The organism is Thalassobacterium maritimum (assembly GCF_031127805.1).
GTDB lineage: Bacteria > Verrucomicrobiota > Verrucomicrobiia > Opitutales > Coraliomargaritaceae > Thalassobacterium > Thalassobacterium maritimum.
The window spans coordinates 11,460-26,397 of record NZ_JARXHW010000032.1; the positions used below are offsets into that span (position 1 = coordinate 11,460).

The following is a 14,938-nucleotide window of genomic DNA, read 5'->3' on the forward strand; positions in this document are numbered from 1 at the left end:
GGGGCGTGGGCGCGGGCGTGGCTTGGGCTGACGCGGCGTGACGTGGCTTGGGATGACGCGGGCGTGACGTGGCTTGGGATGACGCGGGCGTGACGTGGCTTGGGCTGACGCGGCGTGACGTGGCTTGGGATGACGCGGGCGTGACAAGTCGCGCCCCTACGTTTTTTTGTGATTTATTCTTGTTCAAACACCACGCGGAAGGCGCCGCGGAGCTCGCCTACGGCGAAGCCGGTGGCGGTGTCGGCGGGGTAGAGTTGGGCGATTTTCTGGGCAACTTCAGGTGCTATGCTGGCGGGATCGCCGTGGCAGGCGAGGCAGCCTGTTTGCAGGAGGATGGGGTGGTGCACGATGGTCAGGCCGTCTTCGTGATTGACGGCGGGTTCGGGCGCGGTTCCGTCGGCCGTCATCGCGGTTTGCCAGTCTTGTAGAATACTCTCGGAGAGGCCGTCAGCCCGAGTAGGGCGACGACTGCGAGGGAACGGGCTAGGCGTTGTTTGGCTGAGCGCTGCATTAGATGAACAGGTTGGCATTGGTTTCGGAGGCGGCGCCCAGGTATTCGGCGACGCCGCCGAGCTCGACTCCGTCGATCAGCTCCTCTTCGCGGATGCCCATGGCTTCCATTGACATGGTGCAGGCCACCAGGCGAATGCCGGCTTTGCGGGCGTCTTCCATGAGTCCCGGGAGGTTAGGCAAGTTTTTGCCGGCCATGCGGTCTTTCATCATCCAAGTGCCGAGGCCGCCCATGTGCATTTTAGACAGCGGGAGTTTGTTGGCACCGCGCGGCAGCATCCAGCCGAACATTTTATCCATGAAACTCTTGTTGGCAATTTGAGGCGCGGGGTCTTTACGCAAGACATTGAGTCCCCAGAAAGTGAAGAAGAGGGTGGCCTTGCCGCCCATGGCTACGGCTCCGTTGGCGATGACGTAGGCGGCCATGGCTTTGTCCAATTCGCAGGAAAAGACCACGATCGTCGCGCCATTAGCCGCTTTGGCCGGTGCGGCGCTGGCGACCGGGCATGCCGCTCCGCGTGCAAGGCGGCCAGTGACAATGCCTTTGTCTTTGGCAACGCTCAGGCACTCGTAGCCATTGGCTTTGCAGAAGGCGGGTAGATCGTTTTTGAAGCCCGCATCGGAGGCGCGCACTTCCAGCACTTGACCGACCTCTAGCAGTGCAGCCGCTTCTTTGACGCGCAGGATCGGACCGGGGCAAGCCATGCCGGTGCAGTCCAGTTGGATGACTTCCTGCGCGGCTGCTTCGGAGGCGGGCCTTGCGGCTTGCTCGTTGCTCGCGGAGTTCGTGTCCGGGGAATTGTCTGAGTCGGCTTGGGGGGCTTGTGGCTGCTGCTCGACTTTCCAGCCGCCGACATGTGCCTGCACGTCGAAGCCGTGTTGCGCGAGTATGCGTGCTGCGAAGTAACTCATCTTGCCGAGTGCACAGATGGTGGTGACTGGTTTTTCTGTATTCAGTTCACTGATACGACTGCGTAATTCCGGGAAAGGGATGTTGCGGGCGCCGGGGATCGGTTTGAGCTGCGCCATTGCAGCCGGGCGCGTATCGATGAGCTGGGTACCTTCGGCTTCGCACAGGCTGAAGATCGGCTTTACGCGACCGCTGCGGATATTGTTGGCGGAAAATCCAGCTGTGTTGAGCGGGTCTTTGGCTGCGCCGAAAGGAGGCGCGTAGGCCAGTTCGAGGTGTTCCAATTCGTCGACGGTGAGTTGTCCCTTAATGGCGGTGGCCAATACATCCAGACGCTTGTCCACCCCTTCGAAGCCATTGGCCTGACCGCCGAGAATGCGGCCGGTCGACTTTTCCCAGAGTAATTTCACAGTGAGGTGGGTCGCGCCCGGGAAGTAGCTGGCATGGTTGAAGTCGGTGACGATGGTCTTTTGGTAGTCGACCTCCATCTGCTGGAGGCGCTTTTCGCTGTGCCCAGTTACGCCGGCCGCGACATCGAACACCCGCACGATCGAGGTGCCGATCGAACCAGGGTAGGGTTTGGCCTGGTCGCCGAGGATGATGTGGTCGGCTGCGGTGCGACCTTGTCGATTGGCCAGTCCACCCAGAGCGATGGCGGTTGGGGCGCCGAGAATCGGGTCGGTGGTTTCACTGGCATCGCCGACTGCGTAGATGTCGGGGTCGGAAGTCTGCATGTATGGGTTGGCCTTGATGTGGCCGCGCGCGCCCAGTTCCAGTCCGGCTTCTTTCGCCAGTTGATTTTCGGGGCGGACACCGATGGATAGGATGACGAGGTCGGCTGCGATGCTTTGCCCTGAGTTTAGTTGAGCGATCAGCCCGCCGCCTTCGGCAGCTTTGAAGCCGGAGATGCCGTCGCCCAGGCGAAGTTTGACTCCGTGATCCATTAGTTCCTGCTCAACAGGGCGAACCATTTCGGGATCCATTTGTGGGAGCACCTGTTCGACCAGTTCGACCAGGGTGACGTCCTTTTGCAGGTGAACTAATTGTTCCGCCATTTCCAGCCCGATAAAGCCTGCGCCGATGACCAGTGCACTTTGAGCGGATGCGGCCGCCGCTTTGATGCGATCCATGTCTTGCAAATTGCGCAGGGTGTAGATTCCCGGTAGGTCGATGCCTTCCAGTGGTGGTCTTAGCGGAGCTGCGCCGGGGGAGAGGATCAATTTGTCATAGGCGAGCGTTTCTTCGGCCTGCGTATCCAGATTTCGGACACGCACTGTTTTGGCTGTGCGGTCGATGGAGAGCGCTTCGGTGCGGGCTTGCACATCGATCGCGAGTTGCGCTTTCAAGGTCTCCGGTGTTTGTAGCGAGAGCTTTTCGCGTTCTTCGATTTCGCCGCCGATGTGATAGGGCAGTCCACAGTTGGCAAAAGAGACGTCCGGGCCGCGCTCAATCATCGTGATAGAAGCCTGCTCGTCCAGACGGCGGAGGCGTGCCGCTGCGGAGGCGCCGCCTGCGACACCGCCAATGATGAGCACGCGGGGAGAGTTGGTGTTGGTTTGTGGAGTCGATTGCGTATTCATGATATAGACTGTCTTTGTTTGTTTTTTAGGGAAAGGTATCAGCTGCGGCGGTTCGCGCAGTCCGCGGCAGGCTCAAGTTCTGCACTGTGGTCCGCTTGATCGGTGCCGAGTGTGCATTGAAAACTGTGACAGAAGCTGCGAATCGCCTCGCAATTGAGGGAGTAGCAGACCTTGGGGCCGCATTCGCGGAGGTGGAGCAGTCCCGCCTTGTCCAGCGCTTTCAAATGTTGTGAGACCGTGGCTTGTGCCAGTGGGAGCTCCTTCACGATGTCGCCGCAGCATACCTCTTTGCGCTCCTGTAGCAGCCCGATAATGGCAATGCGCGCCGGGTGTGCCAGCGCACCCGCAAAGGCCGCCAGCGAGACTTGTTCTTCAGGGAAAAGAGCGTGTTTGGTACTTGCCATATAATTTATCGTATATCGTAGATATACGATAAGTCAAGGCGGATGTGATGATTTTTGAGATGTGTCAGTCTTAATCGTAGCTGAGGTCGCTGGCTTTGCCTTTGAAGATCCAATAGGCGAGGGCGGTGTAGCCGATGAGGAAGGGTAAAACCACGGCGGTGCCGATTAGGATGATTTTGAGCGATTCCGGCGCGGCGGCGGCATCGGTGATGAGAAGCTGACCGGGGATGATGTAAGGGTAAAAGCTGTAGACCAATCCGAGGAAGCCGAGCACGAAGATGGCGATGGAAATGGCGAGCGGCATCCAGGCTAGCCGGTCGTTTTCCATGGGCAGAATCCCTAGGATGAAATGCATGAGTAGTGTCAGCATGATCGAGATCAGCGGCATCGCGAGTAACAGGGTGACTTCCGGAAAGGCAAACATGCGGTCGTAGATGCGGGTATCCACGAAGGGGGCGGTGAGGCTACTGAGGATGGCGCCCAGTACCATGGTCCAAATCGCACGTCGCGCCCAGCCTACGGCGCGCTCTTGCAGTTCGCCTTCGGCTTTTAGAATCAGCCAGCAAGCCCCCATCAGCACATAACCGGCCACCACCAGCAGCCCGAAGAAACAGGCAAACAGTTGAGCGGTGAGCCCTTCTTGGAAGCCGATGATGAAGCGTCCGACCATGTAGCCCTGGCTGAGAGCGACCAGGAGTGAGCCGATAAAGAAGTTACGATTCCAGGCGGCTTGCTTCTTCTTGGCCACTTTGCGCCGGAAATCGAAGGAGACCCCGCGGAAGATTAAGGCCAGCAGCATCACTGCGACTGGCAGATACAGGGTGGTCAGCACGACGCCGTGCGCGGCCGGAAACGCGACCAGCAGCAGGCCCACGCCGAGCACCAGCCAGGTCTCGTTGGCATCCCAGAAGGGGCCGATGGAGGCGATCATGCGGTCGCGATGCGCTTCATCGACGATGGAAGAGAGGATGCCCACGCCCAAATCGTAGCCATCCAGGATCGCGTAGAGCAGCATCGAGAGGCCGATTAAAAATGCGAAGATGAAAGCGAGCGGCTCGCCCTGAGTGAGTTGTTCCATGTTCATGCCGGAATTTGTTGAGGTTCTTCTTTCATGGCCTTGCGTGCGAGGTAGAAGAGCGAGCCCACGTAGGCGAGCCCCAGCACTAGATAGGTGACCAAGTAGGCCGTCAGCGTCAGGCCCACGTGCGCGGGCGGCAGGTCGGCCACCGCATCTTCAGTCTTCAGGATGCCGTAGACCAACCAAGGCTGGCGTCCGATCTCTGTCACATACCAGCCGGACAAAGTGCCGACCCAGCCGGCGAAGGTCATGCCTAGTAAAACCCGTAAGAGCCACTTGGGCAGCTCCTGTTTGCGAATCAGGAAATAGCTGCCGAGACTCGCGACCGCAATCATCAGCAGGCCGACTCCGACCATGATACGAAAGCTCCAAAAGACTGGACTGACCGGTGGGTGCAGCCCCTCAAATTCATTCAGCCCCAGAATCTTTCCATTGGGATCATGGGTAATGATCAAGCTGCCGAGTTTGGGGATGGCCAGTTCCATGTGATTTTCGCGCGCATCTTCATCGGGCAGGGCGAACAGCGCCAGCGGGGCGCCTTCGGTGGTTTCCCACAGCGCTTCCATGGCGGCCAGTTTGGCAGGTTGATAGTCGCGGGTGTTGAGCCCGTGTTGATCACCGACGATTCCTTGCAGCGGCCCCAGCACCACAGCCAGAAAGAGTGCGCAACGCAGCCCCGTGCGAACGGCGGGCCGATCGTCGCCTTTGAGTCGCCGGTAGGCTAGCAGACCTGCGGCGAGGAAGGCAACTGTCAGCCCCGAGCCCAGTAGTGTATGGACCAGACGGTAGGGCATGGACGGGTTCATCACGATATGCCACCAGCTTTCGGCGTGGGCGACGCCGTCGATCATGACATGGCCGGCCGGCGTTTGCATCCAGCTATCCAGCGCCAGAATCCAAAAGGCCGAGAGCGTCGTGCCGCCCGCGACCAGAAAAGTCGCCAAGGTATGAAACCAGCCCGGCACGCGGCGAAAGCCGTAGAGCATGATGCCCAGAAAAGTCGCTTCCAGGAAGAAAGCCGTGAGCACTTCGTAAGCCAGCAGAGGGCCCGCGATATTGCCGACCGTATTCATATAGCCCGGCCAGTTGGTGCCAAATTGGAAGGACATGGTCACCCCCGTGACCACCCCGATGCTAAAGCTCAGGGCAAAGACCTTAGTGAAATAGAAATACAACTCCATCCACTTCGGATCACGCGTGCGGGCGAAGCGCAGCTTGAAGAATAAGAGCAACCAACCCAGCGTAATCGTAATGGTGGGAAAGAGAATATGAAAACTGATATTCGCAGCAAACTGCAGGCGTGATAGAAGAAAGGCATCCATGATAAAGGCGCGGTTAAGCTGCCTGAATCTTATGCTTGTTTGAAGCGTAGATCGACCTAGTTGGCCAATGATTACGCCTGCTTATTGGCTGGGGTGGCTGTTGCTAATTGGAATTGGGATTGGAGGGGGCGTGGGTTTTAGGGGTACGAGTGAGCGCTTGTGGGCTTGTGGGCTTGTGGGCTTGGGCTCGGCGGGCTTCATAAATGACAATGCCATTGCATATTAGGATTATTGTTTATGCATTATTATTATTTGATGCGATGACGATCGTATTCATGGAGGGCATTCTTTATGTACAATCATTACCAAGCTGACGTAGCTCGATGCTGATTCGAACAGAATGATTTAGGATAGAATAATGTTAACTTAAGCAATGCTGTGAACGAGCGCCGAGCCTAAGAGGGTGTGATTCAAACTACGTGGATTTTAAATTAAGTTCGAATCGAGTGCCCGTCGAACGGACAGCTTAGTCAGTTTTGAGTAAAGAAAAGAATTCAGGCAGAATCATTAGAGGCAGAATCATGCCACTCTACGGTGTTGCGCTGTGTAGGCATGATTCTGCCTAAAAATGATTCTGCCTAAAAATAGCGGCTAAGCCACATGTGACCACGCAGTTTTAATCACACCGAGCCTAAGAATCATTCTGTCCTAAATTATTCTGTCCTAAAAAAGCCGATCCAAGGCATTGATTGTATCTGATTGTAGGGGGGCACCCGGGAAGCGTAAACTTTCTTGGTGTCTATAAGCAGAGGTATTTTTTATATGCAATGGCATTGTCATAAATGAAGCCCCTACGTTTTTACTTCGGCAACTCGAATTCGGGGGCTTCGTTGAGCTCGCTGTGCGTTTCGAGGTTTTTGAGCTTCACTTTGAGCTCGAAGAGGTCGGTGCGGCGGTCTAGGCGCGGGGTGACGGAGCCGCTGGCGCGGGAGCGGTAGAGGTCTTCGGTGTCGATGTCGGTGACGAGTAAGGTCTCGACGTTGGAATCGGCGATGGCTTGGATGCCGTCGCGGGCGAACTCGAAGTCCGACGGGGTGAAGACGGCTGCCTGGCCGTAATGGATGTCCATGGCTGGCACGCTGGGCAGATTACCGATGATGCCGGCGGTCGCTACGAAGATCTGGTTTTCGATGGCGCGGGCCTGGGCACAGTAGCGCACGCGCAGTTGGCCGTGGCGGTCGTCGGTGCAGTAGGGCACGAAGAGGATTTCTACGCCTTGGTCGGCTAGGTAGCGACTGGCTTCGGGAAACTCGACATCGTAGCAAATTTGCACGGCGATCTTAGCCTTGGGTGTGGGGAGCACGATGAGTTCGTGTCCGCCGGAAATGCCCCAGTAGCGTTTTTCGGCGGGCGTGATGTGCAGTTTCGGCTGGGCGATATAGCGCCCATCTGGATCGAAGATCAGGCACTCGTTTTGTAATTTATCTTGGTGGCGGATCGGGTGGCTGCCGCCGATGATGTAGACTCCGTACTTGCGGGCCATGCGTGACATTAAGTCGACAAAGGGCTCGGTGAACTCGTCGGCGAGTTTTTGAATGCCGTCGATTGCTGGCAGTGGCTCGATCACGGAGAGTAGTTGCACCGAGAAAAATTCAGGAAAGAGCACAAAGTCGGCGCGATAGTCGGCCGCGGTTTCGACGAAATACTCTACTTGATTGGCAAAGTCCTCGAAGGTGTCGATTTTTCGGACTTTGTATTGCACGCAGGCGATCCGCACCTTGGAGGAGGGCTCTGCGGGTGAGTAGTTCGGGTTCAGCCACTCGATCAGGCTCGCATAGTTGCGGCTCATTGGATCGGTGATGTAGTTGCGTAAGATGCCCCGCACGGTGAAGCCTTCACGCAGTTGAAAACTCAGGACACGGTCGCGGATCTCACCGTCGATGACTTTTTGCACATAGGCCTCCGGGGAGAGCTCACCGGGCGCTTCGTCGTAGCTGGACAGGCGACCACCGGCGAGAATGCGTTGTAGGTTGAGGCTTTTGCACAGGCGGCGGCGTGCTTCGTAGAGAGCCGCACCGATGCCGCGCCCCTGGTAGTCGGGGTCGACGTAGACATCGGCTCCGTAGAGCGTGTCGCCACTGCTGTCGTGGTTGTGGAAATAGCCACCGTCGGTGATGCCGGCGTAGGTGTGGGCGCGATAGGGATCGCGGCCGATGTTGACGATCAGCGACGCGGTGGCTCCGACGATGACGCCGTCGATCAGGGCTGCCAATTGTCCCTGAGGAAAGAGGCGCAGGTGGTTTTGTAGCTGGCGCTCGCTCCAAACGACGTTTTCTTCCGCCATGAGCGGAAACGCCTTTTTGTTCATCTCGATTAAGTGAGGGATGTCCTCGTTTTCGATTTGACGAATGTAGATCGATCCCTTGGAGGTTTCGAAGGTAAATGCTTGCATAGGGTGTTAAAGATCAGGCCATTTACACAACAGGTCAAATGGTGTGCTGGAATTGATCGAGTCGTTGCCAAATTGCAATGCAAATTGTAGGGGCGCGACTTGTCACGCCCGCCGATCCATCGCAGCTATCACAACGCGGGCGTCACAAGTGGCGCCCCTACGTTCACTGCTTCGCTTCCCAGTCTTTGCGCTTTTGGTCGGAGAAGCCTGGGATGCGGCCTTCGTCGAAATCGATCATGTCCATCACGCTGTCGACTTTGCCGATCATTTCCGGAGTGCCCATATTGGTGAGGGACTCTGCGAGAAACTCGCGGCCGGCTTCAGTTTGGCCCTTGTGCACGACTTCGCGGTTCCATTTCACGACTTGCAAGTCTTCGGGGAAGAGCTGATCGAGTAATTCATCCAGCAGGTCTTCGTCGTCGCCGGCTTGCAGCACGGCCTCGAGCACATCTTTCGGGTCGATGCCGAGGTGCATGCAGAGAAAGCGATCAAAGCCGCGGCAGAAATTTTTCTGATAGGATTTGGGCAGTTCGCCTGCCAAGTGCTTGCGGCATTTTGCAATGAAGCGCGGCAAGTGCAGCAGGCCACAGGGGTGGGGCTCGTAAGGAGAGGGCAGGTCGAAGCAAATTTCGCCCGTAGGGCCGAGGTCGGTGTCTGTCATTTTAAGTCGAGATGAGCAGTGAGTTAGCTGTCGTTGGAGGTCTCTACTATGGAATAGCGAGACTTAAAGGATAGGGTGCGGTCGTCGGTGGTGATATCCAGCAGCACGCGTTGATTTTTGTTGGGGATGATTTCGCAGATAATCAAGTTGGGGGTGGTGCCTTCTTTGTAGCTGATTGCTTGCCCGCGTAGAGTGCCGCCATGGGCACCAAGCTCGTCCATGCTGAATTCGAGTGGCAGCACGATTTTACCTTTGTCGTTTTTCGACTGCATGAGCGGCACCTGAATGGTGTATTCGCCGACCAGATTACCGTCTTCCGGCTTTAGGTCGCTTACGGATAGCTTGACCGATGCGATACTGACGCGGGTTTTGGTATCTTCGATGCGAAAGACCGAGCCATTCCAAGATTCCTGTTCAGTGATTTGGGTAGGTGAGATTGCTTCCTCTGCGGCGAGGGGAATTAGAGTAATGGAGGCCATGATCGTGCTGATCAGGCAGGAATAGCGACGTAACATAGCTGCCTACATCGTGGCAGTTTGGCGAATTGTCAAATCTATCGCGCTATGATGCTAGAAAGGGAGGGCGGAGGACGGAGGACAGAGGTCGGAGGCCAGAGGTGAATATCGATCAGTTATGGCACTTCTTAGCTCGCGCAAATGACGCATGCCGTGATTTTTATAACTAACTGATAAACAGTGGCTAGCTTCTGACCTCTGACCTTATAATGCCTTGGGTGCTGACCTTTGGATTAAGGTTAAAACGCCTTCGACCAGCCCAGTGTGAGGGTCGAGTCGGTCTCGAGTTGGTAGCCGTTCAGGTCTTGCCAGAGCGGTAGGCGTAGATCGAGTGAGAGGCGATGCCCGGCAAAGCGACCGCTGGGCTTGAGTAGGTTGATGCCCAGTAGGACGTCGATACGCTCGCCACCGCTATTTTCATTGAAGGCGGTGGGGACGGAACGTCCATTGGGCCCCATTAGGTTTACATCCTTTTGGTCGCCTTTAAGTTTACCTGTATATCCGTAGCTGAGGCCGCCATTCAAGCCGAGCCAGTCAGTGAGATTGTAGCCTGCCCAGCTCAATAGCTCGAATTTGTGCCCGAGTCGGTAGTCGTTGGAATTTTCATCCTGAAGACGAATCGTGCCATTTGCCTGAGCGCCCCATGACCAGTTTGTAAATTGTTGCACGTAGGTCAGTGAGGGGAGTAGGTCGAAAGTGCCCGAGCCTAGTTGCATGGAGGCTGGCATTTGCTGGCTGACTGCACCTCCCATGGCGGGCAGTGTATCTTTTTCATCGATGGATCCTGTCGGTAGGCTGAGCCCCAGGCCGAAGTGGGCTTTTTGGTTGTCCTGCAAATAGAATCTGTAGAGTGCGCTCAGCTTCAGATCGCCTAGGCCGCTGGATTGAGTGGTGAACTCGGTCTCGCCGCCGTTGATCATGTTGGCAGCCATCTGTGAAACAATGCTGTGCTCCATCTCCGTTTCGATGTAGTTGGCCATCAGCATGAGAGTCAGCTTTTCAGTCGGTGCATACATGGCGCCGAGCATGTGCATGTCCATCGTCATCCACTCAGGGGTGACCGTGTAGCCGCCGTCAGCAGCGAAGACCTCGCCGGATGTGACGCGATCTGTGCCGCTGCGCATGCCGTCCATCTGCATGTTCATGTAGCGATAAGAGAGCATCCAGCTGTCTTTGCTGTGAGTGTGGTCGCCCATCACGGAGATCGGCGCATGGTCATCGGGGCGGGCGATGTGTTGATGTTCCTCAGTGCTGCAGCAGCTAAAGACGGGCGCGGCTGGTGCGGCGTGCGCGGTTGTGGCCGCAGTGAGTGTGAGAGCGAGTGTGATGAATTGGGTAGAAGTTTTCATTTTGTATGTGTTTTGTAATGTTTGAGCAGCGCCTGTTTTGAATCGATTACAGGGCCTGCTTGATGATTGCCGCGGTCAGAAAGGGCGGCATTCCGTCCATTGGCAGGCAACGACAGAGCGTTGTCTCCCCATGGATGGACAATTAACTTGAGAATGCTAGTGTGTGTCTTTAAGCCACGCGCGGCGGGGGCGTGGGCACCCTTTGCTGGGCATTCTCAGGTTTACATACAATCGCTGCCTTGGGCGCATAGGCCTGTGTGGGCACGATCACTTCAATGGCTCGACTGAGGCCGAGCATCAGTTTGATGTCTTTACTATCGCTGCGTTGAGCCGTGTCGCTATTGGATTCCGTCTCTTCGACCGCGTCGATCACACGGCAAAGGTCGCAGGGGCGCTCATCGCCGAAAGTTTCTACGATGGCTTGCTCCAAGGAGCTTTGCTGTGAGTAGCTCGCTAGCATCCAGCCCCAGGCACCCAGCTGCAGCAAAGCCAGCGGTCCGGTAAGTAACCAGCCGCTGAGTAGGAGCAAGAGGATTTTGAAGCAGTGCCTGAGCATTTTGGTAGATCGGGCACAGAAAGAATGTTAACGCTGCGTCGAGAGCAAGTGGATTTTTGGCCTTTAATACCCCAGTGCGAGGCCTTCGCGGCGTGGGTCAGCTGCGCCCTCCAGCCAGCCGTTTGGATTCACGCGGATGGCTTGCACGGAGCCTGCAGCTTGGGCGTCCACCATTTTGAAACCACGTTCTTTGAGTTCTTGGCGTAGTGTTGTATCGCGATAGAGCGGCGATTCCATTTCAGGGCGACCATTGCGGCCGATCACGCGAGGTGCATTGATGGCGGCTTGTAGGTCGAAATCGAATACCAGCGTGTTGAGCAGTGCGTTGAAGACCACTCCGATGATACGGCTGCCTCCGGGGGAGCCGATTACCAGATAAGGTTGTCCGTCTTTGAGTATAATAGTGGGGCTCATACTGGAGCGTGGACGCTTGCCGCCGAGTGTGTCGGCCGCCGCGCCTAAGGCAGTGCGGCGGGGCAGTAAGCCAGGTGTGGGGCGATTGGCGGCGAGTTCGCCTGCCTTGTCGTGTTGTGTTGAATTGAAATCGGTTAACTCATTATTCAGTAAAAATCCGCGTCCTGGCACGGCGACGCCGGAGCCGAAGTGTTGCTCGAGGGTGGAAGTGATGGAGATTACATTACGATCACGATCGACGACTGAGAAGTGGGTGGTGGATTGGCTTTCGTGTTGCAGCTGCTGTGCTTGGGGGGGCGCAACGGCACCAGCAGGCTTGCCATATTTGATCGGGGTGGGGATGGCCTGGGTGGATTGAATCAGTGCGACGCGCTCGCTCGCGTACGCAGGATCGAGCAGTCCATCCACTGGCACATCTACGAAATCCGCATCCGCCATGTAATGATTACGATCGGCGAAGGCCAGGTTTTGAATATTGAGCAAGAGGCTGAAGGTATCGGCATCGCCCCATCGTAAGTTTTCGAGGCCATGGGCTTGCACCAGGTTTAGCATCAGGCCGAGAGTGGCACCACCACTGGATGGCATGGGCATGCCATAGACCGAGTATTGATCGAAGCTCACTGCGACAGGGCTGCGGTCGAGCGGCTGGTAACGTGCCAGGTCTTCCATCGTGAGTACGCCCGCTTGGACTGGGTCTGTTTGCACGGCGCGCACGATGTCTTGGGCGATCGCTCCGTGGTAGAAGACATTGGCGCCTTCTTGCGCGATGAGTGTCAAGGTATCTGCCAGCTCCGGGTTTGTATGGAGGTCGCCGGCTTGCAGGGGGCTGCCATCCGGGCGGCTGAATAAACGTCGGCTCTCTGGAAAGAGCGAAATACGGTCCCAATGGTGTTTTAAGTTGGCGGCAAAAGTCTCGGGCACGCGAAAGCCATCACGCGCGATACGAATGGCAGGCTCGCAGATTTCGGCCAAGCTCATGCTGCCGTGTTCGTTTTGTAATTTAATAAAAGCCGCCAGCGTGCCGGGCACCCCGACTGCATTGCCTCCGGTGATACGGTCGCGGAAGGGCATTACTTTACCCGCATCGGTTTTAAAGCGGCCCGCATGAAATGCCTTGGGCGATTCTTCGCGTCCATCCAATGCAAAGATTTTGCCCGAGTCGGCATCGTAGCCCATGGCGAAGAGTCCGCCACCGAGCCCACTGGCGTATGGCTCGGTGACACAGAGCACCATCTGCACCGCTGCAGCCGCATCGAAGGCATTGCCGCCCGCACGAAGTATTTCCAGTCCCGCAAAAGTCGCGTGATTGGAGGATGAGGTCACCATTCCATTACGTGCGAAATAGGAAGCATCCGCTCCCGGACCGAATCGAACATCGACCTCCCTACGGACTTCCGGATCGGATTCATTGACGATCACTGTATCCGCGTATATATGCGAAGCTAGGCCAATTGCGCTGATAGAGAGTAGAGTGCGTGGGCTGAACAGGTTCATATAAAAGTGTATCAAAAAAATGGTGACAGTTTTGGTGGTCGGACTGATTGCTATACAAAGAAGGTCAAGCAAGTCCAAGCGATGACAGCAATCACGGCGGCGATCGAAGAGGGGATGATTTGAGTTTTAACGTGATCCATTAGATCGCAACCAGTCGCCAGCGAGCTAAGAACCGTGGTATCGGAAATGGGCGAGCACTGGTCGCCGAATACGCTACCGTTGATCACTGCGGCAAAGCAAATTTGCAAGAAAAGCACAGGATGCTCCAGACCACCGCTTTCGGCGAGGCTCCATGCCAGTGGCATGGCCAGTGGGAAAGTGACTGCGAAGGTGCCCCAGCTTGTGCCAGTCGAAAAGGCGATGCCGATGGTGAGTACAAATAGTAAGAGCGGTAGCATTTGGTAAGGAAGGGCGGCCCCCAGAGAATCTACCAGAAAAAGACCGCCGCCGGTTTCGCGACTGAGTCCACCGATCACGACCGCCAAGAGTAGAATGACTGCGCCGTAGACGACGCCTTGCAGTCCAGCAGTGACGCCTTCGATTAAGTGCTTAAGTGTCATACCACGCAGGCGGCTAGTGAGCGCGCCGACCAAGACCGCAACGGCAAAAGCCCATAGCACATTTGGAGAATCAAGCACCACGTAGGTGCCGACTGCGATTCCTATAATCAGCACCAGCGGCAAAACAAATTCAAAGGCGGCCGGACGGTAGCCCTCGGGCACATCAGATGCTTGTAACGATTCCGATGCTTGCAGCGGAGTGGCACCAGGGCGATCCAGTTCACCCGTTTCGCGCGAACGACGAATCGCTTTTTTGAAGGACTGGCCAATCCAAGGGAGACGGTCGATACTGAGCAGGAATGTAAATAGCACTGCCAGGATCGCATAGAAAAATAGAGGAATCGAAGAGAAAAAGAAACCGACACGCAGTTCTTCGGTCGCCAAGACTGAGATGCCGCCCACAAAAATGAGCCCTTGCACATAGAAGGGCCAGGCATTGAAAGGGAGTAGCACCGCAATCGGGGAGGCCGTCGAATCCACAATATAGGATAACTCTTCGTGGCTTATCTTTTCCTTGTCAGCTACAGGTTTGACAGTTGTGCCGACAAGTAGCGTGCTAATGGTGCCGCCTTGAAAGAAAAAAGCGCCGAGAATCCATGCAGTCAGCTTGGCGGTCTTGGGGCCACGCACAAAGCGTAAAGTCACCCAGTCAGCAAAGGCCCGTGCCGCACCGTTACGCGACCAGATACCCAGCATGCTCCCCAATAGACCCAGGTAGAGCACAATGATCAGTGCTGCGGATGAACTCGTTAGTCCGGGGATCAGGACCTCGGACATGATGTCGTACGCGCCCAGCAGCAAAGCTCCTGAAAGAATGCCGCCGAGTAAGGAAGTCACAGGTTCGCGAGTTAAGAAGCAGAGTACAATCGTGACAAATGCAGGAAAGAGCGACCACATGCCACGGTGGTAGCGCGCTTCTAGGTGAGAGAAGGTGTCACCATCGTCGTTGCTTTCAATCACCCATTCCTGAGTCACTTCAGGCGCTCGTGTGATGGAGGCATCTTTAAGCTTCCACAGCACCGAATCTTCGACGGCTAAAAACGAAGGTGCGCCGACCTTTTGCATTCGCTTCTCTGCGGTCGCCCGATCCAGCGAATAAGACTCAACGACCCAGACCGTTGACGAATGGCGACCGGCCCACCAAGACAGCGCCAATGCGCCCATGAAGAACCATAGCGGGATCGATTTCAATA

Annotated in this window: 12 protein-coding genes; all 12 read right to left on the reverse strand. The window is 56.3% G+C overall.

Annotated elements, in window-relative coordinates:
• Window positions 1-173: 173 nt before the first annotated feature.
• The 12 genes from QEH52_RS13230 to QEH52_RS13285 all read right to left on the reverse strand — a co-directional run bounded on the left by QEH52_RS13230 (window position 174) and on the right by QEH52_RS13285 (window position 14,936).
• A complete protein-coding gene (locus QEH52_RS13230; RefSeq protein WP_308951083.1) occupies window positions 174-530 on the reverse strand; it encodes a c-type heme family protein in 357 nt (118 codons plus the stop codon).
• On the reverse strand, window positions 511-3,000 hold the full coding sequence (locus QEH52_RS13235) for an FAD-dependent oxidoreductase (RefSeq protein WP_308951084.1): 2,490 nt from the start codon (window positions 2,998-3,000) through the stop codon (window positions 511-513). Before QEH52_RS13235 ends, QEH52_RS13230 begins: the two co-directional genes overlap by 20 nt.
• A 38-nt stretch (window positions 3,001-3,038) precedes the next feature.
• Window positions 3,039-3,404 carry an ArsR/SmtB family transcription factor gene (locus tag QEH52_RS13240; protein WP_308951085.1) on the reverse strand — a complete coding sequence of 122 codons (366 nt, stop codon included), beginning with the start codon at window positions 3,402-3,404 and terminating at the stop codon, window positions 3,039-3,041.
• A 70-nt stretch (window positions 3,405-3,474) separates the two neighbouring features.
• Window positions 3,475-4,482 (reverse strand): cytochrome d ubiquinol oxidase subunit II, encoded by a 1,008-nt coding sequence (locus QEH52_RS13245; RefSeq protein WP_425607160.1) that lies wholly within the window; start codon window positions 4,480-4,482, stop codon window positions 3,475-3,477.
• A gap of 2 nt (window positions 4,483-4,484) precedes the next feature.
• Window positions 4,485-5,804: a cytochrome ubiquinol oxidase subunit I gene (locus QEH52_RS13250; RefSeq protein ID WP_308951088.1), complete on the reverse strand. Its 1,320-nt coding sequence runs from the start codon at window positions 5,802-5,804 to the stop codon at window positions 4,485-4,487.
• A 799-nt stretch (window positions 5,805-6,603) separates the two neighbouring features.
• Window positions 6,604-8,196, reverse strand: coding sequence for a bifunctional GNAT family N-acetyltransferase/carbon-nitrogen hydrolase family protein (locus tag QEH52_RS13255; RefSeq protein WP_308951089.1), 1,593 nt, complete (start codon window positions 8,194-8,196; stop codon window positions 6,604-6,606).
• Between the two features lie 163 nt (window positions 8,197-8,359).
• Window positions 8,360-8,857, reverse strand: a complete 498-nt coding sequence (locus tag QEH52_RS13260) for a DUF5069 domain-containing protein (RefSeq protein WP_308951090.1) — start codon at window positions 8,855-8,857, stop codon at window positions 8,360-8,362.
• A gap of 23 nt (window positions 8,858-8,880) precedes the next feature.
• Window positions 8,881-9,372 carry a hypothetical protein gene (locus QEH52_RS13265; RefSeq protein ID WP_308951091.1) on the reverse strand — a complete coding sequence of 164 codons (492 nt, stop codon included), beginning with the start codon at window positions 9,370-9,372 and terminating at the stop codon, window positions 8,881-8,883.
• A gap of 239 nt (window positions 9,373-9,611) precedes the next feature.
• Window positions 9,612-10,721, reverse strand: a complete 1,110-nt coding sequence (locus QEH52_RS13270) for a transporter (protein WP_308951092.1) — start codon at window positions 10,719-10,721, stop codon at window positions 9,612-9,614.
• Window positions 10,722-10,890: 169 nt separating this feature from the next.
• Window positions 10,891-11,277 (reverse strand): hypothetical protein, encoded by a 387-nt coding sequence (locus QEH52_RS13275; RefSeq protein WP_308951093.1) that lies wholly within the window; start codon window positions 11,275-11,277, stop codon window positions 10,891-10,893.
• Between the two features lie 63 nt (window positions 11,278-11,340).
• Window positions 11,341-13,185: a gamma-glutamyltransferase gene (gene ggt, locus QEH52_RS13280; protein WP_308951094.1), complete on the reverse strand. Its 1,845-nt coding sequence runs from the start codon at window positions 13,183-13,185 to the stop codon at window positions 11,341-11,343.
• Between the two features lie 50 nt (window positions 13,186-13,235).
• Window positions 13,236-14,936, reverse strand: coding sequence for a Na+/H+ antiporter NhaC family protein (locus QEH52_RS13285; protein ID WP_308951096.1), 1,701 nt, complete (start codon window positions 14,934-14,936; stop codon window positions 13,236-13,238).
• Window positions 14,937-14,938 lie beyond the last annotated feature (2 nt).